This is a genomic window from Cupriavidus sp. 01L415 (assembly GCF_056400065.1).
Window position 1 is genome coordinate 158,448 of the sequence record NZ_JBFTSP010000004.1, and the last position, 25,210, is coordinate 183,657.

General features: G+C 66.8%; 24 protein-coding genes, 1 other RNA gene and 1 riboswitch. Of the genes, 12 read left to right on the plus strand and 13 right to left on the minus strand.

All coding sequences use genetic code 11. The features are described from left to right. Nucleotides 1-18: 18 nt before the first annotated feature. On the minus strand, nucleotides 19-1,080 hold the full coding sequence (locus AC1DOX_RS10650) for a M48 family metallopeptidase (protein WP_441615856.1): 1,062 nt from the start codon (nucleotides 1,078-1,080) through the stop codon (nucleotides 19-21). 19 nt (nucleotides 1,081-1,099) lie between these two features. Next, complete coding sequence (locus tag AC1DOX_RS10655) at nucleotides 1,100-2,149, minus strand: YjgN family protein (protein WP_441616116.1); 1,050 nt, start codon at nucleotides 2,147-2,149, stop codon at nucleotides 1,100-1,102. Nucleotides 2,150-2,967: 818 nt separating this feature from the next. On the opposite strand from AC1DOX_RS10655, the gene AC1DOX_RS10660 reads away from it, so the two are divergent. From AC1DOX_RS10660 to AC1DOX_RS10680, 5 genes are all read left to right on the plus strand, one after another. Further along, entirely contained in the window at nucleotides 2,968-3,696 is a 729-nt protein-coding gene (locus tag AC1DOX_RS10660) for a GntR family transcriptional regulator (protein WP_441615858.1), read from the plus strand. A gap of 128 nt (nucleotides 3,697-3,824) precedes the next feature. After that, nucleotides 3,825-5,243, plus strand: a complete 1,419-nt coding sequence (locus tag AC1DOX_RS10665; RefSeq protein WP_441615860.1) for a malonyl-CoA decarboxylase domain-containing protein — start codon at nucleotides 3,825-3,827, stop codon at nucleotides 5,241-5,243. Between the two features lie 105 nt (nucleotides 5,244-5,348). Continuing rightward, nucleotides 5,349-6,359 (plus strand): Bug family tripartite tricarboxylate transporter substrate binding protein, encoded by a 1,011-nt coding sequence (locus AC1DOX_RS10670; RefSeq protein ID WP_441615862.1) that lies wholly within the window; start codon nucleotides 5,349-5,351, stop codon nucleotides 6,357-6,359. After that, the gene (locus tag AC1DOX_RS10675) at nucleotides 6,359-7,141 is read left to right on the plus strand and encodes an enoyl-CoA hydratase/isomerase family protein (protein ID WP_441615864.1); all 783 of its coding nucleotides are present in this window, start codon (nucleotides 6,359-6,361) and stop codon (nucleotides 7,139-7,141) included. The genes AC1DOX_RS10670 and AC1DOX_RS10675 overlap by 1 nt, the downstream gene beginning before the upstream one ends. 75 nt (nucleotides 7,142-7,216) lie before the next feature. Further along, nucleotides 7,217-8,770 carry a malonate--CoA ligase gene (locus AC1DOX_RS10680; RefSeq protein WP_441615866.1) on the plus strand — a complete coding sequence of 518 codons (1,554 nt, stop codon included), beginning with the start codon at nucleotides 7,217-7,219 and terminating at the stop codon, nucleotides 8,768-8,770. Between the two features lie 87 nt (nucleotides 8,771-8,857). Here AC1DOX_RS10680 and AC1DOX_RS10685 read toward each other — a convergent pair whose 3' ends face one another. From AC1DOX_RS10685 to AC1DOX_RS10715, 7 genes are all read right to left on the minus strand, one after another. Further along, nucleotides 8,858-9,682 carry a hypothetical protein gene (locus tag AC1DOX_RS10685; RefSeq protein WP_441615868.1) on the minus strand — a complete coding sequence of 275 codons (825 nt, stop codon included), beginning with the start codon at nucleotides 9,680-9,682 and terminating at the stop codon, nucleotides 8,858-8,860. Nucleotides 9,683-10,062: 380 nt separating this feature from the next. Continuing rightward, nucleotides 10,063-10,755 carry an SIMPL domain-containing protein gene (locus AC1DOX_RS10690; protein WP_441615870.1) on the minus strand — a complete coding sequence of 231 codons (693 nt, stop codon included), beginning with the start codon at nucleotides 10,753-10,755 and terminating at the stop codon, nucleotides 10,063-10,065. A gap of 97 nt (nucleotides 10,756-10,852) precedes the next feature. Next, entirely contained in the window at nucleotides 10,853-11,665 is an 813-nt protein-coding gene (locus AC1DOX_RS10695; RefSeq protein ID WP_441615871.1) for a sulfite exporter TauE/SafE family protein, read from the minus strand. Nucleotides 11,666-11,675: 10 nt separating this feature from the next. Next, nucleotides 11,676-12,116, minus strand: a complete 441-nt coding sequence (locus AC1DOX_RS10700; RefSeq protein ID WP_092135485.1) for an EVE domain-containing protein — start codon at nucleotides 12,114-12,116, stop codon at nucleotides 11,676-11,678. 140 nt (nucleotides 12,117-12,256) lie between these two features. Next, a non-coding RNA gene (ssrS, locus tag AC1DOX_RS10705) (6S RNA) lies at nucleotides 12,257-12,474 on the minus strand. 300 nt (nucleotides 12,475-12,774) lie between these two features. Beyond that, on the minus strand, nucleotides 12,775-13,113 hold the full coding sequence (locus AC1DOX_RS10710; protein ID WP_092135069.1) for a cell division protein ZapA: 339 nt from the start codon (nucleotides 13,111-13,113) through the stop codon (nucleotides 12,775-12,777). Continuing rightward, entirely contained in the window at nucleotides 13,110-13,433 is a 324-nt protein-coding gene (locus tag AC1DOX_RS10715; protein ID WP_441615872.1) for a hypothetical protein, read from the minus strand. The genes AC1DOX_RS10710 and AC1DOX_RS10715 overlap by 4 nt, the downstream gene beginning before the upstream one ends. Nucleotides 13,434-13,637: 204 nt before the next feature. Beyond that, nucleotides 13,638-13,932, plus strand: a riboswitch (cobalamin riboswitch). 72 nt (nucleotides 13,933-14,004) lie between these two features. On the opposite strand from AC1DOX_RS10715, the gene AC1DOX_RS10720 reads away from it, so the two are divergent. From AC1DOX_RS10720 to cobC, 7 genes are read left to right on the plus strand one after another with little or no spacing between them, the layout of a single operon-like run. After that, nucleotides 14,005-16,065: a TonB-dependent receptor plug domain-containing protein gene (locus AC1DOX_RS10720; RefSeq protein WP_441615873.1), complete on the plus strand. Its 2,061-nt coding sequence runs from the start codon at nucleotides 14,005-14,007 to the stop codon at nucleotides 16,063-16,065. Nucleotides 16,066-16,098: 33 nt separating this feature from the next. Next, nucleotides 16,099-17,106, plus strand: coding sequence for a FecCD family ABC transporter permease (locus AC1DOX_RS10725; protein ID WP_441615875.1), 1,008 nt, complete (start codon nucleotides 16,099-16,101; stop codon nucleotides 17,104-17,106). Continuing rightward, a complete protein-coding gene (locus AC1DOX_RS10730; protein ID WP_441615877.1) occupies nucleotides 17,103-17,942 on the plus strand; it encodes an ABC transporter ATP-binding protein in 840 nt (279 codons plus the stop codon). Before AC1DOX_RS10725 ends, AC1DOX_RS10730 begins: the two co-directional genes overlap by 4 nt. After that, nucleotides 17,939-18,568 (plus strand): cob(I)yrinic acid a,c-diamide adenosyltransferase, encoded by a 630-nt coding sequence (cobO, locus tag AC1DOX_RS10735; RefSeq protein ID WP_441615879.1) that lies wholly within the window; start codon nucleotides 17,939-17,941, stop codon nucleotides 18,566-18,568. Before AC1DOX_RS10730 ends, cobO begins: the two co-directional genes overlap by 4 nt. 51 nt (nucleotides 18,569-18,619) lie before the next feature. Further along, nucleotides 18,620-19,720: a nicotinate-nucleotide--dimethylbenzimidazole phosphoribosyltransferase gene (cobT, locus tag AC1DOX_RS10740; RefSeq protein ID WP_441615881.1), complete on the plus strand. Its 1,101-nt coding sequence runs from the start codon at nucleotides 18,620-18,622 to the stop codon at nucleotides 19,718-19,720. A 14-nt stretch (nucleotides 19,721-19,734) separates the two neighbouring features. Continuing rightward, a complete protein-coding gene (locus AC1DOX_RS10745) occupies nucleotides 19,735-20,511 on the plus strand; it encodes an adenosylcobinamide-GDP ribazoletransferase (protein WP_441615883.1) in 777 nt (258 codons plus the stop codon). Then, nucleotides 20,496-21,125, plus strand: a complete 630-nt coding sequence (cobC, locus tag AC1DOX_RS10750) for an alpha-ribazole phosphatase family protein (protein WP_441615885.1) — start codon at nucleotides 20,496-20,498, stop codon at nucleotides 21,123-21,125. Before AC1DOX_RS10745 ends, cobC begins: the two co-directional genes overlap by 16 nt. An 88-nt stretch (nucleotides 21,126-21,213) precedes the next feature. On the opposite strand, the gene AC1DOX_RS10755 is transcribed toward cobC, so the two are convergent. The 4 genes from AC1DOX_RS10755 to cobU all read right to left on the minus strand — a co-directional run bounded on the left by AC1DOX_RS10755 (nucleotide 21,214) and on the right by cobU (nucleotide 25,144). Beyond that, nucleotides 21,214-22,128 (minus strand): cobalamin-binding protein, encoded by a 915-nt coding sequence (locus AC1DOX_RS10755; RefSeq protein WP_441616118.1) that lies wholly within the window; start codon nucleotides 22,126-22,128, stop codon nucleotides 21,214-21,216. A gap of 87 nt (nucleotides 22,129-22,215) precedes the next feature. Then, on the minus strand, nucleotides 22,216-23,430 hold the full coding sequence (cobD, locus tag AC1DOX_RS10760; protein WP_441615887.1) for a threonine-phosphate decarboxylase CobD: 1,215 nt from the start codon (nucleotides 23,428-23,430) through the stop codon (nucleotides 22,216-22,218). Between the two features lie 32 nt (nucleotides 23,431-23,462). Further along, nucleotides 23,463-24,431: an adenosylcobinamide-phosphate synthase CbiB gene (cbiB, locus tag AC1DOX_RS10765; RefSeq protein ID WP_441615889.1), complete on the minus strand. Its 969-nt coding sequence runs from the start codon at nucleotides 24,429-24,431 to the stop codon at nucleotides 23,463-23,465. After that, nucleotides 24,428-25,144 (minus strand): bifunctional adenosylcobinamide kinase/adenosylcobinamide-phosphate guanylyltransferase, encoded by a 717-nt coding sequence (gene cobU / locus AC1DOX_RS10770; RefSeq protein WP_441615891.1) that lies wholly within the window; start codon nucleotides 25,142-25,144, stop codon nucleotides 24,428-24,430. The genes cbiB and cobU overlap by 4 nt, the downstream gene beginning before the upstream one ends. Nucleotides 25,145-25,210 lie beyond the last annotated feature (66 nt).

Sequence of the window (25,210 nt, forward strand, 5' to 3'; positions counted from 1 at the left end):
CCCATTGAGCGTGATCGCCTACTGGCCGGCGTTGCGTATGGCTTCGATCCGCTCGCGCGTGAGCGGGTGGGTCGAGAAGAAGCCGGAGGCGTCGTCCCCCTCCGTCTCCTTCCGGTCCCGTCCGGCCCGCTGATTTTCCTTGCCATTTCCGGCGCGCCGTTCGTGCGCGTCTTCCAGCTTCTGCAACACATCGGCAAACGCCGATATCGGCAACCGGTTCCGCCGCATCACGTCCACCGCGTAGGCGTCGGCCTCGCGCTCGTGATCGCGCGAGTAGCGCATCGTCAGCAGCGCAGCGGGGACTGTGGCCAGCATCGATGAGAAATCGCCAAACATGTAGGCCGCCAGCGCACCCACGGCCGAATCCTGGATGACCTGCTGCAGGCCATGGCGCTGCGCCACGTGGCCGGCCTCGTGGGCGAGTACGCCCAGCATTCCCGCATCCGTGCCGATCAGCCGCACGAGTTCGTCGGTCACGACGATCGTGCCGCCGGGGAGCGCCAGGGCATTGGGGCCGATCCGCCCGCCTTTGCGAAAGAGGATCTGATAGTCATGGCCGGGATCGTCCGGACGGCGCAGCGCGGCAAATCCTTCACGGATGCGCTGCTGCTCGGCGGCAGGCAGCGCGGTGGGCGCGACAAGGCCGTGATCCAGACTGTCGAGCGTGGCGTGACCCAGTTGCGCCTCGATCGAAGCCGGCACCGCATCGGCCAGCCACGACGCCGACCAGGGCAGCAGGTAGTAGTAGGAAAGGACGATGACGACGATCAGCCCGAGCGCGGATGCACCCGCCAGCCGCCAACTGTTCTGCGCGCGGGACACCCAGCCTTCGCGATGGCCGGTGGCCGCCAGCATGGCCTCGAAGGTGGCGTGGTCGGCAATCTCGCAGTACGCGCCATCGTCGAACGTCACCAGCCGCGGCGCGCGCTTGTTGCGTTCGGAGACGCGCAGCGAGGCCAGCGGCGTGCGCCGCAACTCTTCGCCATCGGCGTCATGGAGGATGGCCTGGCCGCCGGTCACGATCAGTACCACCGGGTGGGCGCGCGAAGAGCGCGTGTCGAAATACTGGGCGGCGACCATGGCGATCCTTCGTTGACGCTCAGAGAGCGATGTCGATGTCGTACCAGTCGACCGCCGCATCGCCGAGCGCGCCGACCTGTTCGGCTTCTCCGGCGACAAAGGCATCGAGCGGGCCAGCCGCCAGCATCGTCATTGACTCCACGCGATAGCGCGTGGCCCGGACACGTGCGAACGGCAGGAACAGACCGAGCGTCAGCACGATGCCAATCAGGTTGGTCAGCGAGATGAAGAGCAGGCGGCGCGCACGGACCTCGCTGCGGAAGCGGTGCGGGGCCAGGGTGGTGTGGTTCCAGACCAGGTTCTGCAGGCGTGCGGTGAAGTACGGGCGAATCATCAAGAAGCCCAGCGAAGTGCCGATCGTCATCATGCCGAGGATCACCGCTACGACCGCCCCGGGCTGGCCGGCCGCAGCGCCAAGCGCGACGCCTGCAACGGCGGACGCCAGCATAAACGCGGCCACCACGAGTCCCGTGCGCAGATACGTGCCATAGAAGTCGCCGGCGGTAGCGTCAAAGGCAAACGGCGCGGTGCCGAACCGGGTGTTGTTGTGCTGATAGCGCTTGAAGCGCTGATGCGCCAGCGGGGCCAGGGCGTACAGGGACAGGGCCGTCAGGATGGGCCAGAGCAGAAAGACCTTGTAGGCCTCCGCATCGTTGCCGGCGAAGGCGAACCGCAGGCCGCGATAGCTCGAATTGGCCATGCGGAAACGCAGCGAGCGCAATAGCAGGAACGGGAACACACCGGCGAATACCAGGACCAGCGCGAGCGTCAGCAGCGGCGACACGATGCCACTGAACTGGAACAGCCCAGCCAGCACGAAGACAATGGCGCGGCCCTTGAGAATCGCCATCGGGCGGCCGTGATAGTCGAACGTAGCGCCGTCCAGGCTTGTATTGCGGTAGAAGTACTGCAGCGTGCGGACCTTTGCCCACGCCGAGTAAATGCCCAGCGTCACGATCGATAGCAGCGTGTTGACGATCCAGATCCGGAAGAACTCGGACCCTGATCCGGTGAAGGACAGCTGAAGCGAACGCTGCGGAATGTCCTCCACGGGTGTGCCGCCGCCCATGGTGACGCCGTTGTGCGAATCCCATTGCATGATTGACCTCTCCCTGATTCGGGCATGGCTTGCCCTTGTTTCGTTTTTGCAACCGTTTGGAGCGGCGCGTTAGTGCTTCGCGCCACACATTGTCGCATCGCTGTAGCGGCAAAGGATCACAAAGCGGGCCCCGGACCGGGCATGGACGGCATTCGCTGCGATCGATAGCGTAGCCGAGGTCGTAACGACGGAGAAACATCCTGTTACATCGCTGCCATCTTGTAACAAGTCTCGGATCATCCCCCTTAATGGAATCAATGACTTGCCGGGTCTGGCACGGTCCTCGCTTTTAAGTCTGTTACAAGAACAGGCGGGCCAGGCAAAGCCAGCCAGCGGGAGCGCCGGGGGCAGGACATGCACGGGCGATGCATGGGGCGCTACCGATAACGGAAAAGAGATAGCCAGCGGGAAATCCCGCGTCCGCCAGCCGGACGCTTTTGACAGGGGGGGCACGGGGCCAGTGCCCGGCATGTCAACTCTGACCCACGTGCGACCGGTCTTGCCGGCCGACGATGAGACGTCTGATAGCGGTTCTTTCAGGCGCGGGCGGTCTTCTGCAGGGAGGCAGGGGATCGTCCGCCGCACCTCGTTGATTCCCTTCGTATCATTTCTGCCACGGCAAGCGCCGCGTTCGCGCATCGATCGATGCCCGCGCGCCACAGGTTTGTGGCCAATTGCCGCTTTGCAACATCGAAAGCACTTGATCCGGTGACACCGTTCTCCATAATTATGAATTATTGCGGCGTAATCGCCGCCTGGCCGCAGTGCTTCCGGCGTGGAGAGCCCTCATGCGTATCGTCCAGCAGGCGTTGTACCTGGAAGTGGCGGACCGGCTGCGGGCCATGATCGATGACCGCTCGCTGATGCCGGGTGCCTGGATCGATGAAGTGGCGCTGGCCACCTCGCTTGGCATATCGCGTACCCCGTTGCGCGAGGCGCTCAAGGTCCTCGCGGCCGAAGGTCTCGTGCGGCTGGAGCCGCGGCGTGGCTGCTTTGTCAACGCGCTCACCGAGCAGGACCTCGACGAGATATTTCCGCTGATGGCGCTGCTGGAAGGACGCTGCGCCTATGAGGCCGCCCGCAATGTCACCCAGGCCGATCTGGACGCGCTGGAAGGGCTGCATGCCGAACTGGCGCGCTACGCGCAAGCCGGCGACATCGATGCCTACTACGAAACCAATTACCAGATCCACGAGGCGATCCAGCGACTGGCGGGCAACCGCTGGTTGTCCGGCGTGGTCAGTGATCTGCGCAAGGTGCTGCGCTTGTCGCGGCACAAGAGCCTGAAGCTCCAGGGGCGCATCCATGAATCGTGCGCGGAACACATGTCGGTGTTCTCCGCGCTGAAGGCGCATGACCCGGAAGGTGCCGAGGTGTCGATGAAAACCCACGTGCTGCGCCAGCGCGGCGCGTTGCGTGCGCTGGATCAGGCGGACCCCGCGCCAGTGCCGGTGCCGCCAGCGGTACACGAGGCGCCCACTATCCGTAGCCGCCTGCGGCTGGCGGGGGAGGGTTGAGCCAGCCCCATTGATTCCCGTGTCCGTCATGTTTCGATGGCCGGTTTGCCGCACGCGTTGCATCCGCGGATCCGCCCGACTCGCTTTGCTTGCATCCCTCGCTTAACTCGTTGACCGCAGGACATCTCATGAGCGCCCTCGATCCCGTCGAACAGAAAGTCAGCGCCCCGCTGGAGGCCACCGAGCCCGCCGGCGATACACTGCTCTCCCGCTTTGGACGCTGGTGGAGCCGCAAGGGCGAAGCCGATGCGAACGCCAGCAAGCCGGCGAAGGCGAGCACGCCTGAGACGCTCTCCACACGTGCGATCAAGCGTCAGCGCGAGCAGTTGCGCCAGTGTTTCGACGCACGCCTGACCGATGGCGCCGCCAACGCCGCCGCGCAAAGCTGGCAGGCCGAATACGAGGCGGCGGGCGAACCGGTGCGCCAGGCCATGCTCGCCGTGCTGGCGGAAGTTGCTGCCGGCAGCGATGCGGCCGGAGCGCAGCCGGCCACGGCGACCGGGCTATCGCAAGCGTTGTCCAATGCACGCATCCGATTCTTCAAGCGACTCGCGGCACTGCACGGCCAGCGTGGCAACAGCGCCTGCGGGCTGCATTTCCTGATCCAGTTGCGCGCGGACATGTTGCGCTGGCACAAGCGGGTGCCGGGCCTGCGCGTGCTCGACGAAGACCTGGAGGCGCTGTTCTCCAACTGGTTCGACGTCGGCCTGCTGGAGCTGCAGCCGATCACGTGGGATTCGCCGGCATCGTTGCTGGAAAAGCTGATTCGCTACGAGGCCGTGCACGAAATCTCGTCATGGACCGACCTGCGCAATCGGCTCGATTCCGATCGCCGCTGCTACGCATTCTTCCACCCGCGCATTCCGCGCGAGCCGCTGATCTTCGTGGAGGTGGCCTTCGTTCCCGAGATGGCCGCCAACGTCCACGCGCTGCTCGACGAAGCCGCGCCGCTGGAAGACCTGCGTCGCGTGAAGTGGGCCATCTTCTATTCCATCTCCAATACGCAGGCTGGCCTGCGCGGCGTCAGCTTCGGCAATTTCCTCTTGAAGCGTGTCATTGAAGAGCTCCAGCGCGAGTTTCCGAAGCTCAAGCAATTCGCCACGCTGTCACCGATCCCGGGGTTTGCCGACTGGCTCCGCAAGCAGGATGGCGAAGCGATTGCACGCGTGCTGGGTGACAAGCGGCTGTCGCGCTGGGCGGACCGCCTCGGCGCAGCACCGGCGGATGGTGCCGCATGGCTGGCCGCGCTGCTGGCCGATGCGGAGGAACCGGTGGTGCGCGATACCGCGCTGACGCTGGCTGCGCACTACCTGGTACGCGCGGGCGGAAAGGGCCAGCCAGCCGATCCGGTGGCGCGTTTTCACCTGGGCAATGGCGCCTGCGTGGAGCGGCTGAACTGGGGTGCGGATCTGTCGAAAAAAGGCCGCACCCAGTCCTGCGGGATGATGGTGAATTATCTTTACGAGCCAGAAGCGCTGGATGACAATCTGGCACGCCTTGGCGATGGCAATCCCCGCATCAGCAGAGCGGTGGCAAAGCTGCTGTGACCCGTGGGTCGGGCACGGATAACGCCAGGCAAGGTTTTACTTTTGTCGGGTGGTTTGCAGTACTTCGATTGACTTTCCGCATCCAGTAGAGAGAGGAGACAGTACATGAATCGTCGTCAGTTCAATCTGACCGCGTTTGCGCGCGTGTGTGGGGTGGTCGCCGGCGTGGCAGCCGGTGCCGCGGGGTCGTTGTACGCACCGGCCGCGCAGGCCGATACCTGGCCAAGCAAGCCGGTCACCGTGATCGTGCCGTTCCCTGCCGGCGGCGGCACTGACGCGTTTGCGCGTCCGCTGACGGCACAGCTTTCCAAGCAGCTCGGCAAGCAGTTCGTGATCGACAACCGCGGCGGCGCGGGCGGTACGCTGGGCGCGAGCCTGGCCGCCAAGGCGGCTCCCGATGGCTACACCATCTTCATCGGCGGCGCGCACCACGCGATTGCCCCGTCGTTCTACAAGAAGCTCGACTACGACATCGAGAAAGACTTCGTTCCCATCACCGTGATTGCCCAGCCGCCGCAGGTCATCGTGGTCAACCCGGCCAAGGTGCAGGCCAACACGCTGAAGGAACTGATCGCGCTGGTCAAGGCGAATCCCGGCAAGCTGAACTACGGCTCGGCCGGCAACGGGTCCGCGCATCATCTGGCGGGCGAACTGTTCAAGCTGCAGACGCAGACCTTCATCACCCACATTCCCTACAAGGGCGCGGGCCCGGCGCTGTCCGACCTGATCGCCGGGCAGGTGGACATGATGTTCGACGGCCTGGGCTCTTCGGCGCAGCACATTCGCGCGAACCGCATCAAGGCATTGGCGGTGGCCTCCAAGACGCGATCGGCGGCGTTCCCCAACGTGCCGACGGCGGCGGAGGCAGGGGTGCCCAACTACGAGGTGTCCACGTGGTACGCGCTGTGGGCGCCGAAGGGCACGCCGAAGGATGTCGTCGACAAGCTCTACGCCGAGACCACCAAGGCGCTGAACAGTCCCGAGATGAAGCAGATCTGGCTGCAGAACGGTTCGGATACGCCGGCCTTCACGCCGGACCAGTTCGCGCAGTTCCAGCACGCCGAAATCAAGCGCTGGGCGGACGTGGTGCAGCGCTCGGGCGCCAAGATCGACTGATGAGCGGCACTGTCACGTTCGCGCGCGACGGGGCCGTGGCCACGGTCACGCTGTCGCATCCCGGCAAGCTCAACGCGATCTCGGCGGAGATGTGGCAGGCGCTGACCGCCGGATTCGCGGGGCTGGCGGCGGATCGTGCGCTGCGCTGCGTGGTGGTGCGCGGGACTGACGGCAACTTTGCCGCAGGGGCCGACATCGCCGAGTTTCCGGTGGTGCGGGGCGACGAGGCGTCGCTGCGCCGCTACCACATGGATATCATCGCGCCCGCGCTGACGGCCATCGCGAATTGCCCGCATCCCACGCTGGCGATGATCGAGGGCGTCTGCGTCGGCGGCGGGCTGGAGATCGCCTGCCACTGCGACCTGCGCATCGCTGCAGCCGGCAGCCGCTTTGGCGTGCCGATCAACCGGCTTGGCTTTCCGATGGCACCCGGCGAATTGCGCGGCCTGCTGGCCCTGGCCGGCCGGGCCGTGACGCTGGAAATCCTGCTCGAAGGCCGCGTGTTCGATGCCGCCGAGGCCGAGCGCAAGGGCCTTTTGACCCGGGTGGTGCCGGAGGCTGCCTTGCATGACGAAGTGGCCGCCACCGTGCAACGGCTCTGCGCCGGCGCGCCGCTGGCGGCCCGCATCAACAAGGCGACGATTCGCCGCCTGGCGCCCGACCCCGCACCGCTCACGCAGGCCGAGCTTGACGCGCACTTCGCCTACGCCGGCAGCCGCGATCACGCCGAGGGGGTGGCCGCCTTCCTGGCGCACCGGCCGCCCGATTTCACCGGGGAGTAAGATGGCGGCCGGCCGGGCAAACCGACGCCCGGCGCCGCCAGCAATCCCGGCATCTTCATTTCATCGATCCGTACCATGAACGCCAATCTGTTCGCCCTGTTCGAATCCCGTTTCCCGGACGACCGCACCGCATGCTGCATCGAAACCCATGACGGCCTGTACTACACCTGGGAGGACCTGGACCGCGCCACGGCCAAGCTGGCCAACCTGCTGACCGCGCTGAAGTTGCCCGCTGGCGCGCGCGTGGCGGTGCAGGTGGAGAAGTCGCCCGAGGCGCTTTTCCTGTACCTGGCCACGCTCCGTGCCGGCTACGTGTACCTGCCGCTGAACACGGCGTACCAGGAGGCGGAGATCGACTACTTCGTCGGCAATGCCGAGCCGGCCGTGGTGGTGTGCAGCAGCAACAATTTTGGCTGGGTGTCGAAGGTGGCCTTCCGCCACGGCACCGCCCACGTGTTCACGCTGGACGAGAACCGCACCGGATCGCTGCTGCAGCGTGCCGCCGCGCAGCCTGACACGTTCCGCACCGTCGACATGGCGGAGGACGATCTCGCGGCCATCCTCTATACCTCCGGCACCACGGGGCGCAGCAAGGGTGCGATGCTCACGCACCACAACCTGGCATCGAACGCGCAGACGCTGCACGCGTACTGGGGCTGGCGCAGCGACGACGTGCTGCTGCACATGCTGCCGATCTTCCACGTGCACGGCCTGTTCGTCGCCTCCCACGGCGCGCTGCTGGCCGGCGCCAAGATGATCTGGGCACCCCGGCTCGATATGGCGCAGATCCTCAAGTTCTTGCCGCGTGTCACGGTCATGATGGGTGTGCCCACGTACTACGTGCGCATGCTGCAGGAACCGCGCTTCGACAAGGAGACCTGCCGGAACATGCGGCTGTTCGTGTCGGGTTCCGCGCCGCTGCTGCTGGAGACGTTCGACGCATTCCGTGAGCGCTCCGGTCATACGATCCTGGAACGCTACGGGATGAGCGAGACAGTGATGCTGGTGTCGAATCCGTACGAGCCGGCGCTGGGCGAACGCATCGGCGGGACTGTGGGCATGCCGCTGCCGGGCGTTTCGGTGCGCGTGGTGGACGGCGAGGGCCATGCCTGCGCGCCGGGCGTCATCGGCAATGTGGAGGTCAAGGGCCCGAATGTGTTCAAGGGCTACTGGCGCATGCCGGAGAAAACGGCAGAGGAATTCACGGCCGATGGCTGGTTCAAGACCGGCGACGTGGGCCGGTTTGGCGGCGCGCTCGTCAGCCAGGCTGGCGAGCGCGCAGTGCCTGACACGTACCTGACGATCGTCGGCCGTAGCAAGGACCTGATCATCTCTGGCGGCTACAACGTGTACCCGAAGGAGATCGAGAGCTTCATCGACGAAATGCCGGGGGTGGCGGAGTCCGCCGTGATCGGCGTACCGCATGCGGATTTCGGCGAGGCGGTGGTGGCGGTGGTGGTGCGCAAGCCCGGCGCCGAGATCGACGAGGCCGGCATGATCGGCTCGCTGAAGGGGCGCATCGCCAACTTCAAGGTACCCAAGCGCGTGCACGTGGTGGATGAACTGCCGCGCAACACGATGGGCAAGGTGCAGAAGAACGTGCTGCGCCAGCACTTCGCGACGCTGTAAAAACTGTCGCCACATGGCTCGCAGCGAATTCCATGCAGGCGCATGGGGTTCGCCGCAGGATGCGTTGGAAAGGCCTCCGAAACCTGCTCAGAAAAGAGAGGCCAGCTGCTGGTCCCACTCATGCATATCCACGTCGCAAGTCCTGAGCCCAATCGTCATGGATCGGGTTGCTTCCGAATACGCGACATCGGTGACGGTGAAGCGGGAGAATGGCAGGAACACGACTTCCTCCTCACCGTCGCGTAGCAAGTCGGTAATGTTGGGTCCGGCAAGAGCTGTCGTGCGCTCTATTTCATAGAGAACGTTGATTACGTCAGGCCCGAGATATTCCAGCTCGGCACGGAACGAATGCGCCACGTCATCGCTTCCGGATGCACTGGTAAAGGCGTGAAAGGTGATATTCGTTCCTTCCTCGATCTCCAGCATGTCGGCCAGTTTCCTGGTTTCGCCCCGGTAGAGCATGTCGTCGCAGTGGTGGGTATTGTTCGCTTTTTCCACCATGATCTGGTGCATCAAGGCCCGGGTCAGCTGCACGACTACGGCGTTATCGAAAGCGCCTTCCGGGTAGTCCCTCACCAGTCGATTGATGCCGACATATCCGGCTTCGCCGTAGTCGCTGATGGCATACCAGTCAACAAACAGACATCGCCGGAATGCCGATGCGTTGTTGAACATTTCAATCTGGTCGTCCAGATCGAGCGTGGTCTGGCTATCGATATAGTCCGGCATATAGACAGTCAGGAGCTCGGCACGGGCAAGCTGACTATTTTCCAGGCGGCGGCTGACGGGTTCCCCATGCAGCAGTGCATCGAGATATCGAAGGTGTTGGGCTTCCCCCGTCCGGATATCAGTAGCCCAGCGCGCGTGGGGAGCGGTAGGGGATACGGGGCTTTGAGACGAGACGCGAAGCATGACTGACGATTTCCTCGGATGAGCGCAAGCAACCGCTGGTGGCATGGGTCCGGAAGCGTGTGGATGCCGTCGCAAGGTGGCCGAATGCCCTGTTTTGCATAGGCCACTTATACCTGCCAGGTTGGCATCGTGGCTTCCATAAAGCGCGTAATTAGGCTGGGGTGCGGGCAATGAGCAATGGAGATGTCGAGCACCGATGGGGAGTCGGGATGGGTCGACGAGGGGTACCCGCAAGGGGCGGGTGAGAGGCTGCGCCGGCTCCACTGCCAGAGGCGGTGGATAGCCGGACGGGGATGCGCGTCATGACAACGATGGTCGTCATGACGGCTGAGCGAGGAGTGTTGTGGCCCGCGGAGGGCGCGCGTCTGCGCGCCGACTTCTTACTTCAGCATCTGAACCGACCCATTGACCGATACGGTCACCTGGGTCTTGCCGCCTTCCACCGGAATCGGCGCGCCGGCATCGGCGGACATCGCCTTGGCCGCATACATGCGCGGCATCGGGGGCACCATGCCGCCGGATTCGTTCACCGACACTTCCCGGATCGAATAGCTGCCATAGCCGAACAGCTTGGTCGTGGCCTGCGCCTTGTCGCGGAATGCGGCGACGGCCTGGTCGGCCAGTTTCGTCTCCGCCGCCTGGCGGGCCTCGCGGGACAGCGAGAACGCGACGTTCTGCACCTGCATCTGGTTGGCCAGCTCACCGGCCAGCTTGGACACGGCGGCAAAGTCCTTCGACTGCAGGACGATTTCCGAGCGGCCGCGCCACGTGCTGATGCGCCCGTTGCGATCGGTATTCGGATGGATCGTGAAGCCACCCGACTGGGCCTCCACGCCTGCGGTACGCTTGGCCTGCGCCAGCACGGCCTGCGTACGTGCCGACAGTGCGGACGAAATGGCTGACGGCTCGGCGCCCTCCTGTTCGGCAGCCAGCGTGAGGTGGACCACATCGGTAGGCACCTCGGTCGCGGCCTGCGCGGAGAGGGACAGCACGCCAGAGGGCGGCGGCACGGTCTGCGCGGATGCTATTGCGGCGGTGGTGCTGAGCAGCGAGGCAGCAAGCAGTTTCTTCATATTGTTCTCCCGATCAAAGTGATGGCAATCAGACGCATCGCCTCGCGCTTCGTTCCGCATGGGACACTTCGCGACTGTATCCGGGTGTTTCAACGGATCAGAAGGTCTGCCAGGCTTTCCAGAGCATGTAGGTGGCCAGGCACAGCAGCAGCGCGGCAAAGACCCGGCGCAGCACGCCCATATCCATGCTGTGGGCCGCCCGCGCGCCCAGCGGCGCGGTCAGCACGCTGGCGATGGCGATCACGGCCAGCGCGGGCAGATAGACGAAGCCGAGCGACCCGGGCGGCAGGCCCGTCTCGTTCCAGCCGCCCCACACGTAGCCAACGACGCTGGCCAGTGCGATCGGAAAGCCCAGTGCCGCGGACGTGGCCACGGCATTGTGAATCGGCACGTTGCACCACGTCATGAAGGGCACTGAGATGAAGCCGCCACCGGCACCGACCAGGCTCGACACCATGCCGATGACGGAGCCCGCGCCGACCATGCCCGCCGGCCCCGGCAACTGACGTGACGCGGGTGGCCGCCGGCTGCGCAACATCTGCAATGCCGAGAAGCCGACGAATCCCGCGAACATCAGAGAGAGCCATCCGGTCTTGAGCACGCTGAAGATCTTGCCGCCGCCAATCAGCCCGCCGAGCAGGATGCCCGGCGCCAGTGCCAGAACGATCGGCCAGCGTACCGCGCCTCGCTTGTGATGGGCGCGCACGGAGGACAGCGACGTGAACAGGATGGTAGCCATCGACGTGGCGATGGCCATGTGAACGATGGCGGCGTCGGGAAACTGCATGCCGGTGAAGAGCAGCGTCAGGAACGGCACCATCAGCATGCCGCCGCCCACGCCCAGCAGGCCGGCGCAAAAGCCGGTGAACGCGCCCAGGACCAGCAGCCCGGGAATCAGGACAGGATGCATATCCGGCCAGTCACTTCATCAGCCGCTCGGTGATGTAGCGCCACTCCGCGGGCGTGACCGGCGTGATGGAAAGCCGGTTGCCGCGACGGAGCACGACCATGTCGGCCAGGGCCTCGTGTTCGCGCAATGCCGGCAGCGGAATCAGCGCGCTCTTCTTCACGAAGCGTACGTCGACGAGCGACCAGCGCGGGTCTTCCTTTTTGGAGGCCTTGTCGTAGTAGTCGCTCTTGGCGTCGAACTGCGTGGGGTCGGGGTAGGGCTGCGAGCAGACCTCGGCGATGCCGGCAATGCCGGGTTCGGGGCAGGACGAGTGGTAGAACAGCACGCCGTCGCCGATGCGCATCTGGTCGCGCATGAAGTTGCGCGCCTGGTAATTGCGGACACCGGTCCAGGGCAGCGTGCCCCGCTCGGAGAGATCATCGATGCTGGCTTCGTCCGGTTCGGACTTCATCAGCCAGTACTGGCGGGCGCGTTGGGCGTTGGGAGGCGTCACGGTACCAGTCGGTCAGTACGACGGCGCTCATGAATCGGTGTTCATGAAACGATGGTCATAAAAAAAGGCGGTGGTTCGTGAAAACCACCGCCTTCTGAGGGGTCCCCGCCTCGGCCGCTGGGTCGGCATCCTGAACCCAAGTGAGGTTCAGAGTGGCTGCGGAAGTCGTATTTTGGGTACATCACCCACTCAGGGAGTCCAAGCTTGGCCCAGACTGTGAGTGCGGCGACGCGCTCGCCCACACGACATAATCCCGCACCATGCAATGCATATCGGTTCAAGGAGTTTATGACCCTCACGAACCAGGCAGGGAAACTGTCAAACGTCTGACTCTCGGTTCACACCACGTACGGGACGGGAGTGATGTCAGACGTTTGCCGTTTCTAACTAGGATGGGATGAAAACGGCGGCCGGGCGCGATAACCCGACCTTTTTGCTGCACCTGCGATGCTCCGTGCAGTCTGGCTACACTATACACCGCGTCGACTGGCATACCAAGTTCGACTTGCCGCGTCGTTACATTTTCCACAACGCTGATAGGGTGCGCGGCATCGGCTTCACATGGACGTCATATGTGGCCGCGTCCACGCAATTCAAGGCCCCGCGTTCTCCTTGCTTAACCTTGCGCGCGTGTGCCCGTGCCCACGTGCGCGTACTGGCGCAGTGCTTCATCGGCGCGTTCGTTGAGCTCCCGGATGCGCGCACGTACCGCGTCCACGGGAATCGCGCCGTCTTCCTCCTGCTTGCGGCGCATGGCCAGCAAGTCGGATGCGATGCTGATGGCCGCCATCACGGCCACGCGCTCCACACCTTTCGCGGAGACATTGCCGCGCAGCTTGTTCATCTGGTTGTCGACCAGGGCCACCGCTTCCAGCAGCGCGGCCTCGTTGTCCGGCGCAATGGCAAAGCGATAGGGCTGGCCAGCGATGTTCACTTCGACTTGCTTGTTGCTCATGCGTGTTCTCCTGGGGCCTTGTGCGCGCCATCCGCCGCCGCGCTGGTGGCGCTGTCGCCCAGCAGGTCGAGCTGGCGCGCATCGCTGGCCGTGGGCAGCTTGTCCAGGATCGACTGGATGCGCAGCTGGGCTTCCTCGATCTTGATATTGAGCAGTTCGCGGTCGGCCGCCATGGCTTCGCGGTCCGTGCGCAACTGGCTCGCTTCGGCCTGCAGGCGGTCGATCTCCGCGCGCAGCCGCTGGTTTTCCGCCGCCAGGGTGTCTGCATGATGCAGCACGCGCCCGATCTTGGCGGCCAGTTGTTCGAGTTCGTTGAGCATAGTGCCTGTCGTGTCCGGTGGGAGTGTGGGTCAGGTTTCGGGATTCTAGCCGATGCGTGGTCGGTCACGTCGTCAACGAGCGGGTTCTGACCCCGTTGTCGCATGGAAGTTGCATGGAACAGCACCGAATGGCGTAGTTCTTCCGGCGTGTGGGGCGATTGCCGCAGCATCCGTGCCGCATTTGACGCGAACTTTGAAACTCCCTACACTCGCGCCGTTCCAGGTGCTAGCAGACCCTGATCAGGGCTGCAGTTCAACGGGAAACAGGAAGCCAGGCGCCGACGCCACGTCGGGGCAGGCCAACCTGTGCTGCCCCCGCAACGGTAAGCGACCGCGAACACGCGCCACACGTCAGCATCCCACAGAATCCGGATGGAGCCGGGAGGCGCCCTCGCAGGGCCGGCCAACACGCCACTGATCCACACCGTACACGGTGCATCGGGAAGGCGGCCGACCTGATGTCGCCAGCCCGGATACCGGCCTGAACGCGGGCGACCGCCCCACGCGGCTCGCCTCATCGCCACATGGCCCGCGGGGGAACGGGCCCGGCCGTTCTCTTCCATCCTGCATCATGCGTTCAACGCTCTACAGGTCGACCGTCGCGGCAATGCCGTCGGTCCGTCCGTCCGTGCCCGCCATCCTGGCGGCCATCGCCGCCTTTGCCATGCCCGTCATGGCCGCCCACGCGCAAGACGTGCCGACGGCCGAGGCGCCATCGGCATCCTCACCGGCACTCCCGGCTGCACCCGCATCCGCGACCACATCCACATCCGCATCGACGTCCGCATCGACGCCCGCGTCAACGTCCGGCCTCAAGGCCGCACGCACGTCCGCGCCCGCGGCACCGTCGCTGGCGCCGGTGGTCGTCACCGCGTCGCGCACATCGCAATCCGTGACGGAAGCGCTGCCCCACACCACGGTGGTCACGCAGGACGACATCGTCAATTCCCAGGCCCCGGACCTGCGCTCGCTGCTGCGCGGCCAGGCCGGCGTGGAATTCGCCACCACCGGCGGCATGGGCGCCAACACCACACTGTTCATGCGCGGGGCCAACTCCAACCAGGTGCTGATCCTGATCGACGGCGTGCGCATTGCCGGGGTGAGCGGCGGCACGGCCCAGCTGGCCAATATCCTGCCGGACCAGATCGACCATATCGAGGTGGTTCGCGGCAACGTGTCGGCGCTGTATGGCTCGGACGCCATCGGCGGCGTGGTGCAGATCTTCACCAAGAACGGCGTGGGCCAGGCGCCCGCCGCCAACGCGCAGGTCGAATACGGCAGCAACAACACGCGCCAGGGGACCGTGGGCTACGGCGGCCAGGTGGGCGATACCTCGTTCAACGTGACGGGGTCGATGTTCAAGACCGATGGCTTCTCCTCGATCAATGCCGCGCAATGGAATGCTGACAATCCCACGCGCGCCGCACGCAATATCGGTCCGAACCCGGCCGACAACCCGTACGAGAACAAGAGCGTTTCCGGCCAGGTGAAGCACAAGTTCACCAAGGACTGGGACGCCGGCGTGGCCGCGTACTACTCCAACAGCCAGCTGTCGTACGACAGCACCAGCGGCAAGCCGACCGACGACTTCCGCATGGACAGCGAGCTCTATACGCTCTCCGCCTTCGTCAACGGCAAGCTGCTGCCGGACTGGACCACGCATTTCAAGATCGCCCAGAGCGAAGACCGCAGCGAGGGTACCAAGAACGGCCTGTTCGACAGCCTGTTCAGCACGCGGACGCGCCAGTTCAACTGGCAGAACGAATACGCGCTGACGGCCAACCATACGCTGCTGTTCGGCACGGACTACCTGCAGCAGGAGCTGAACTCGAGTTCGTACACCGCGCCATCGCGCAACGTGTTCTCCGTCTATGGCGGGTATGAGGGCCGCATCGGCCGCCACCAGCTGCAGCTCAACGCGCGCAACGACCACTATTCGGATTTCGGCAACCAGGGCAGCTTCTTTGCCGGCTATGGCTTCAACGTGACCGATGCCGTCAAGCTGATTGCCAACGTCAGCAACGCGTTCCGCGCGCCGACGTTCAATGAGCTCTACTTCCCGAATTTCGGCCAGCCAAACCTGCAGCCGGAGCGCGCCAAGTCCGCCGAGCTGGGCGTACAGGTCGACACCGCCAGCGTCGGCCTGCTGCGCGTAACGGCGTTCGAGACGCGCTACAACGACCTGATCGTCTCGACGCAGCAGGCCAACGGCCTGTTCCTGGCGCAGAACGTCAACAAGGCCAAGGTGCAGGGCGTGGAGGCGTCGTGGCGCGCCACAGTGCTCGGCACGGACCTCGGCGCCAGCGTGACGTTCCAGAACCCGGTGGACGAAACCAACAATACGCAGCTGCTGCGCCGCGCGCGGCGTCACGCGTCGTTCGATGCCGGCCGGAATTTCGGCAACTGGCGCTTTGGCGGCGAGTGGTTGGTGTCGTCGTCGCGCCTGGACAACGGGTCGCGTACGCTGGGCGGATACGGTATCGTCAACCTCAACGCCCGCTACAACATCGACAAGCAATGGTTCGTCGCCGCCCGCGTGGAAAACCTGTTCGACAAGAACTACCAGCTCGCCTACCCGTACAACACGCAGGGCCGGGCGGGGTTCGTCACGCTGGGATGGCGCCAGAAATGACGCCACGCACCCAGCCGCAGCAGCAGGGGCGCCATGGCTGAGTTCCGGCGCGCGCTGGCTGTCTGGCTGGTACTCGGGGTAGCGGGGCTGGCCGTGTTTGGCCTGTCGCTGGCGCTCGGCAGCGTCTCGCTGGACGCCGCGCAGCTCTGGCAGGCCCTGACCGGGGCCGATACCGGCACCGCTGGCGCCATCGTGCGCGAACTGCGCCTGCCACGCGCCGCCGCGGCCTTTGCCTGCGGCGGCCTGCTGGCGTTGTCCGGCGCGCTGATGCAGGTACTGCTGCGCAACCCGCTGGCGGAGCCCTATGTGCTGGGCGTCTCCGGCGGCGCGTCCACGGGCGCGCTGCTGGCGATGCTGCTGACGCTGCCACTGTGGGCAGTGCAGGCAGGCGCGGCCGGCGGAGCATTGTTCTCGATGGTGCTGGTGGCCACGCTGGCACGCCGTGACCTGCTGCATCCGCAGGTGCAGGGCGGTCATCACGAGGCCGGTGCCCGGCTGCTGCTGACCGGTGTGATCCTGGCCGCGGGCTGGGGCGCGCTGATCACGCTGATCCTGGCAATTGCGCCGGAATCGCGGCTGCGCGGCATGCTGTTCTGGCTGACCGGTGACCTGGGCGGCACCGCCAGCTACGGTGCCGCGCTGGCCACGCTGGTCGTGGCCCTCGGGCTGTCCATGCCGATGGCGCGCTCGCTCAACGTGATGCTGCTGGGCGAGACCGTGGCGCAATCACTCGGTGTGCGCGTCGGCCGCGTGCGGCTGGGCACGTTCCTGATTGCGTCGTTTTCGATTGCGGCGGCCATCACCACGGCCGGGTCGATCGGCTTTGTCGGGCTGGTGGTGCCGCACCTGGTGCGCCTCGCATGGGGCAACGACCAGCGCCTGCTGCTGCCAGCGTCCGTGCTGATGGGCGGCGCGCTGCTGATGGCCGCCGACCTGATCGCGCGGACCGTGATCGCCCCGGCGCAATTGCCGGTGGGGGTCATTACCGCGCTGCTTGGCGTTCCCACCTTTCTCTATTTGTTGCTGCGGAGGCCGCGATGAGCCACTGGTTCGAGCCGCTCGCGCCGTGCCCCCGGCTGGCCTTGCACGACGTGCGCCTGCGCGCGGGCAACCGGGTGCTGGTCGATGGCCTGTCGATGCAGATCGAAGCGGGCCAGCTCTGGTGCGTGGTTGGCCCCAACGGCGTGGGCAAGTCCACGCTGATGGGCGTCCTGGCGGGACTGCGCGCACCCGACGGCGGCGAGGTGCGGGTCGACGAGACCCCCGCCACGGACATCGCCCCGGCGGCGCTGGCGCGCCAGCGCGCCTACCTTCCACAGGCCGTGCACGATACGTTCTCGATGATCGTGCGCGATGCGGTGCGCGTTGGCCGCCATCCGCACCTGAGCGGTTGGGGCTGGGGCAAGGGGGATGACGACGCCGTGGTGCGCGACGTCATCCGCGAACTCGATCTCGAATCGCTTGCCGTGCGTGACGTGCTCACGCTTTCGGGCGGCGAGCGCCAGCGCGCATCGCTGGCGGCGGCGATGGCGCAGCAAGCACCGCTGCTGTTGCTCGACGAACCCGTGGCCCACCTGGACCTGCGCCACCAGATCCTGGTTCTGGAACTGCTGAAGCGGCTGACCTCCGCTGGCCGCCACGCCGCGCTGGTCATCCTGCACGATCTCAACCTGGCGCGCCGCTATGCGACGCACGCGCTGCTGATGGCCGAGGATGGCCACGCATTGCACGGCCCCGCCCACCAGGTACTCACCCCCGCGCAGTGCTCCCGGGCGCTGCGCACGCCCATCGTCAGCGTCAGCGACGGCACGCACACCGCGCTGATTCCCGATGGCATTTCGCGTCCGGTAACGGACGCCAATGGAAACCAGACATGAGCGATATCGATACCACCCCCGAAAACGCCGGACGCGATGCCCGCCACAAGGCGCGCATGGAGCGCAAGAAGGAAGTCGTCGATGCAAAGATCGCGTCCGCGCAAACCGAGCGCGGCGTGATCGTCATCACCACGGGCAACGGCAAGGGCAAGTCGAGTTCCGGCTTCGGCATGGTGGTGCGCGCGATGGGCCACGGCATGCAGACCGGCGTGGTCCAGTTCATCAAGGGCGCCATCCCCAGCGGCGAGGAAATGTTCCTGCGGCGGTATCCCGAACAGTGCGAATTCCACGTGATGGGCGAGGGCTACACCTGGGAGACCCAGGACCGTGCGCGCGACGTCGCAAAGGCGCAGGCCGCATGGGAAGTGGCCCGCCGCCTGCTGCGCGACCCGGCCATCGGCCTGGTGCTGCTGGACGAACTCAATATCGCGCTGAAGCTGCACTACCTCGATGTCGAACAGGTGATTGCCGACCTGCGTGCGCGGCCCGCCATGCAGCACGTGGTCATCACGGGTCGCGGCGCGCCGCCCGCGCTGGTGGAAGCCGCCGACACCGTGACCGACATGACCCCGGTGAAGCACGCGTTCCAGCAGGGCATCAAGGCCCAGCGCGGTGTGGAAATGTAATCCCGTTGCCACCACGCCAACCGTCAGCGATCGTCAATCCGGATTCGAAACATGCCGCCTCTCTCCGAGAATCTCCCCGCGCACCTTTCGGCGCATCTTGCCGATTACGCCGTGCCGCTCCCCCCGATCGCGCCGCTCGATGAAGCGCTGCGTCCGGTGCTGCAGGCCGCCATCGACGACAAGACCAAACCGCCCGGTTCGCTGGGCCGGCTGGAATCGCTCGCCATGCAGATCGGCCTGATTCGCGGCGAGACAAAGCCCGAGCTGACCCGTCCGGCCATCATCGTGTTTGCCGGCGACCACGGCGTGGCCGACGCGGGCGTCAGTGCGTTTCCGGCCGAAGTCACCGCCCAGATGGTGCTGAACTTCCTGGGCGGCGGCGCCGCGATCAACGTGTTCACGCGGCTGCACGGCATGGCGCTGGAAGTGGTGGACGCCGGCGTGCGCGCGCCACTGCCGGCGGCGCCAGGCTTGGTGAACTGCCGCGTGGCCAATGGCACGCGCAACTTTGTCGACGAACCGGCGATGACGCGCGAGCAGACCGGCGCGGCCATCCAGGCCGGCATCGCGCGCGTGCTGAGCCACGCGCAGCAGGGCACGAACGTCATCGGCTTTGGCGAAATGGGCATTGCCAATACCTCCGCCGCGGCTTGCGTGATGAGCCGGCTGACCGGCCTGCCGCTGGCCGAATGCACCGGCCGCGGCACGGGCCTGGACGATGCCGGCGTGGCCCGCAAGCGCGCGGTGCTGGAGCAGGCACTGGCGCGGCACGCCGAGGTCACCGCGCCGCTCGACGTACTGGCCACGTTCGGCGGCTTGGAGATCGCGGCGATGACCGGCGCCTATCTGGCCGCAGCCGCCAGCCGCATGGTGATCCTGGTCGATGGCTTCATCGCATCGGCTGCGCTGCTGGTGGCCGCCCGCATCGACCCGACCGTGTTGCAGTACTGCGTGTTCTCGCATTGCTCGCACGAGCGCGGCCATCGCGCGTTGCTGGCCGAGTTCCGCGCCGAGCCGTTGCTGGCGCTGGACCTGCGCCTGGGCGAGGGCACCGGCGCCGCGCTGGCCTGGCCGCTGGTGGCGTCCGCCGCCGCATTCCTGCGCGAGATGGCCACGTTCAGCGGCGCGGGCGTCAGCACCGCATCGGCCTGAAACACAACGCAGCCATGGCCAACGAGCTCCGCTTCTTCCTGACGGCCCTCGGCTATTTCACGCGCGTGCCGTTGCCGCCTCGCCTGGCGGACTGGGTCGGGTTCGAGCCGCACTACCTCAATGCAGCGGCGCGGTATTTTCCGCTGGTCGGCCTGCTGGTCGGGCTGGCGGGCGCACTGGTCACGGCGGGTGCGATGGAGTTGTGGTCGCCCTCGGTGGCCGTGGTGCTGGGCATGGCGGCGACGTTGCTGCTGACCGGGGCGTTTCATGAAGACGGCCTGGCCGACTGCGTGGACGCGTTTGGCGGAGGCAACCGGCGCGAGGACGTGCTGGCGATCATGCACGATTCGCGCGTGGGCGCGTTCGGGGCGATTGCCATCGTCATCGCGCTGCTGCTGAAGTGGCAACTGCTGCTGGCCGTGGGCAATGCGGGCGGACTGGTGGTGCTGCTGGCCGTGCTGGTGGCGGCCCATGGCGCCAGCCGGACCATGGCCATCACGTTCCTGGCCACGCACGAATATGTGCGGGCCGAGGGCAAGGCCAAGCCGGTTGCGCAGCGCCTGTCGGGTCTGGGGCTGCTGTTCGTACTGGCGTGCGGCGTGGTGCCGCTGGTGCTGCTGTCGCCGATGTTCGCGGGCGTGGCCGTCCTGGTGCTGGCCGTCCTGCGCGCGGCACTGGGCGCGTACTTCGTGCGGCGGCTGGGCGGCTATACCGGGGATTGCCTCGGCATGGCCCAACAGCTTGCGGAATTGTCGATCTATCTGGTGGCCGCGGCATGGAATTGGTCCTGATCCGGCACGCGCGTCCCGAGGTGGCGCCGAATATCTGCTACGGCATACTCGACCTCGCCCTGGCGATGCCGGTTTCGCCGGCGCCGGCGCGCATCGTGTCGACGCTGCACGGCTTGTGGCCGGACCGAATCATCACGAGTCCGGCGGCCCGTGCACGCGAGACCGCCGCGCAACTGGTGCGGTGGCTGGACAGCATCGAACCGGACAAGGCCGGATCGCTGGCGTGCGAGGTTCAGCCCCGGCTGCGTGAGCTGGACTTCGGCGAATGGGAAGGGCGCCACTGGGACACGATCCCGAGCGCGGATCTGGATGACTGGGCGGCGAACCTGATGGAGGCGCGCCCGCATGGCGGCGAGAGTGCCGCGCAGGTCATGGCGCGCGTCGTGGAGTGGGCCGATTCGCTGCCTGCCGGCCAGGATGGCCAGGAGCGCTGCCTGTGGGTCGTGACCCACGCCGGCCCGATGCGGATGCTGGCGGCGCACTGGCTGGGCCTGACGCTCGCCCAGACCATGCAGTGGGAACTGGCGTTCGGCGCCACGTGCCACTTCCGGCTGGGCGACCCGCGTGGAGCAGGGACTGCGCGGCTCGGCTGGTGGAACCGCCTGGCAGACTGAGAGGTCGTTTCAAAACGATCCTGGCGTTGTTGCGCGGCCTTGCCGTACCACTTGTGCTGTCTGCGGCCGCGCGCTTTCGATCCAACCACTAACCGGGCCGGCCGGCCCTGCGTGAGCGCGCGATTTCCAGATCCTTGCAGATCTCCGCCGCGCCCTTGACCACGCGCGGACCGGCGCGATTGACCAGATCGCCGTCGATGATGAACAGGTTGTTGCGCGCCACGGCGGTCACCTGCTTCCACTTCTCCCACATCGAAAAATCTGCGAGCGGCTTGTCCGGGCGCGTGGCGCCGATGCCTGCCGTCAGCATGGCCTCGGGATTCCCGGCGATCACGGCTTCCACCGATACCGTCGGCACCAGCGGGGTTTCGTTCGCAAACAGGTTGCGGCCGCCGCAGAGCGCCAGCAGGTCGCTGACCAGGTGCTGGCCGTTGAGGGTCATCAGCGGCTGCTGCCAGACCTGGTAGAACACCGTCACGGGCGCGCGGCTGGCGTAGGTCTTGCGCAGCGTCTCCACCTGCTGGCGGAAGTCGGTCGCGGCGCGTGTGGCCACCGCCTCGGTGCCCATCAGCGTGCCGAGTTTTTCCAGGTTCTCGGGGATCGATTCCAGCTTGCGCGGCTCGCTGAAGAACAGTGGCATGCCCAGCGCGCGCAGGCGGTCCGTCTGCTTCTGCGCGTTGCCGTGGCGCCAGACCACGATCAGGTCCGGCTTGAGCGCGGCGATGCGCTCCAGATCGAGCGCCTTGTTATCGCCCACGCGCGGAAGGTCGCGCGCCTCTGGCGGAAAGTCGCTGTAGCTCACGGTGCCGACGATGCGGTCGCCGCCGCCGGCTGCGTAAATCAGTTCGGTCACGTGCGGTGCCAGCGAGACGATGCGGCGCGCCGGCTGGGCCAGTGTGACGGTCTGGCCGGAATCGTCCACCGCCGATACGGCGGCGTGGGCGAGTTGGGGGGCGATCAGGGCAGCGGCAGCCAGCGCGGCGCGTGCTGTGAAGTGGGTCATCATTGGCAGGTCGTCATTACGGGTGTCGGCTGGCGGGTCGTCATGTGCCGGTCATCCACGAGGCATTCATGAGGTGTCGGCGATCAGTCAGGATTCGAGGGCGCGGATTTCGAGGGCGCAGATGGCGGCCGCCAGCGCGCGGTCCAGCCGCTGCCAGGCCGCATCGTCGTCAGGAGGCAGCCCCAGACGCAGGCTTGGGGCGCAATCGCCCGCGGCGTCGAACAGGCGGGTCCAGACGCCTTCGCGCGCCAGGGCCTCGTGCAGTGCGGCAGCGTGCGGGGTGGGCACCCAGCTGAACAGTGGCTGCGAAACCGGCGTGAGGCCGTGGTCGCGCAGCAGCATGGCAAGCCGCTGGCCCGCCGTCGCCAAACGCGCCCGCGTGGCCGCGTGCCATGCCGTATCAGTCAGCGCGAGCCGCGCGACGGCGCGGGCCGGGCCGGAGACGGTCCAGTGGCCGAGCAGTTCCGCCAGCGCGGCCAACAGGTCCGGCGCCGCCAGCACAAAGCCGCAGCGCAACCCGGCCAGCCCGTAGAACTTGCCGATGGAGCGCAGCACGACGAGGCCCGGCGCATCGGCGCACGCGGCCAGTGACGCGGCCAACGGTGTCGCCAACGATAGCGCCGATGGTGTCGCCAGCGGTGGGGTCACCACGCCGTCCATGAATGCCTCGTCGACGATCAGCGTGCCGCCGCGCGCCGATAGTTGCGCGTGCCAGCGCAACAGTGTGTCCGCCGGCAGCAGGCGCGCGGTCGGATTGTTGGGATTGACGACGACCAGATGATCGAGCCCCTCCACCAGATTGTCGTGCGCGAAGTCCGCTTCGGTCAGCGGCACAACGGTGTGGCCGGCCTGCGCAAAGGCCGGCGCGTACTCGCTGTAGCCGAGCGCGGCCATGCCGACGCGCCCCGGCGCGAGCAGGCGCGGCAGCGCGCGGATCGCGGCCTGCGAGCCGGCCACCGGCAGTGCATGCGGCGCGCCGTAGGCCTGCGCAGCGATCTCCGCCAGGCCTTCGTCGTCCTGCGGCAGCCGTTGCCACACATCGGCGGGAAGCGGCGGGACGGGATAGCCATCCGGATTGATGCCGGTCGAGAGGTCGAGCCACGCGGCGGCAGGCCTGCCATAGCGGTGCACGGCGGCCAGCAGGTTGCCGCCGTGACGGATCGGGGGAATGGGGGGAATGGGGGGAATGGGGGGAATCGCCGGCGTTGGCGAAGTCGATGGCACGGGAGCGACGCCTGTCACGAGGTTCGGCGCGAGGCTTGTGTCGCGGTTCGCCGCAGGATCGATTGCAGGATGCTTCATGGCATTTGTCGTGGGATTCGGCACCACGTTCGTCACGATGCCAGGCCCAGCGCGCGGGCCACGGGCACGCTCACCATTGCCAGCCCAAGCCAGAGCCACAGCGTGCGTTGCACCAGCCGCAGGCAGGCGTGCACATGGGCCGCGCCGGGGGGCTGGCCCGCGCCGAGTGGCGGTCGCTCTTCCCACTCGCCGTGGTAGCGCGCGCCGCCGCCGAGTGCCACGCCCACCGCGCCCGCGCCGGCCGCCATGACCGGGCCCGCGTTCGGGCTGGACCACGCGCCTGCCTGCGTGCGCCAGCAGCGCAATGCCTGCGACGTGGCGCCGAGCAGCGCGTACGACAACGCGGTGAGCCGCGCGGGAATCAGGTTCAGGAGGTCGTCGATGCGTGCCGCCGCCCAGCCGAACATCAGCAGGCGCGGCGTGCGATAGCCCCACATCGCATCCAGCGTGTTGGCCAGCCGGAAGGCGATGACTGCTGGCGCGCCGCCAACGAGGAACCAGAACAACGCGCCGAAAATGGCGTCGTTGCCGTTCTCGAGCGCTGACTCGCAGGCGGCGCGGGCTAGCGCTTCGGTGTCGGCATCGTGGGTGTCGCGCGAGACGATCCGCGCGGTCAGCGCGCGCGCGGCGGGCAGGTCGCCCTGGGCCAGCGCACTGGCGATCGGGGCGATGTGTTGATCGAGACTGCGCGCGCCGAGCGCGGCGTACAGCGCGATCGCGTGCAGCAGCCAGGACAGGGCAGGGTGCACGGCTCGCGCGAGGTCGACCAGCAGCCACGCAACTGTGGCCGGCCCCAGCACCATCAGCGCCCACGCCAGCAGGCCCGCGATGCGCTGGCGCAGGTTGGCGCGTTCAGGTCGATTGAGGCGGCGTTCCAGCGCCGCAGCCAGCCGGCCGAAGCCGACCAGCGGATGCCACCGGCGCGGCTCGCCGAGCCAGCGGTCCAGCAGCACGCCGGAGATGGCGGCCGCCACGCAGGCCGGCCAGGACAGCATGATCATGCGGGATCCGCACCCTTGACCGCGACGGGAATCCCGGCCACCAGCAACCGCACGCGATCCGCCGCGGCGGCCAGCTTCTGGTTCAGGCGGCCCAGTTCGTCGACATAGAAGCGCGTGACCGCGCCGGTCGGCACCACGCCGAAGCCGATCTCGTTGGAGACCAGGATCACGTGTCCGGGCAGCAGCGGCAGGGCCGTGAGCAGCGCGTCGATTTCCTCGGTGAACGCCGGCGGCGGCGTGATGACGCCGTGCTCGGGGTAGCTGCGGTTCTCGTCGAAAAGCAGGTTGTTGAGCCACAGCGTCACGCAATCCACGAGGATGCAGCCGTCATGGCTGGCATGCGCATACAGCGCGTCCGCCAGATGGACCGGCTCTTCGACAAGCGCCCAGTCCGCCGGCCGGCGCGCGCGATGCAGCGCAATGCGCAACTCCATTTCCTCGTCGGCCGGATCGGCGTCATGGCGGGCCGTGGCGATGTACGTGACGGGGCCACGCGTCATGGCGGCGTGGTCGGTGGCCAGCTGTTCGGCGAAATGGCTTTTGCCGGAGCGCGCGCCACCGAGCACCAGCGTGAGCTCGCGCGGCGCCATGCCGCCCGGGGCTTCGCGCGGGGCGACCTGCGTGGCGGGTTCGCTGGCGGTGGCGGCGCCTGCCGATGCGGGTTCAGCGCTGGCGGTGATGCCCAGCGCGCGGGCGGTAGCCTTGGTTTCCATGCGGCGTATTGTAGCGGTCGCATCCGGGCGCCGCACGCACGGATCTTGCAGAGTGCGTGACCGTTT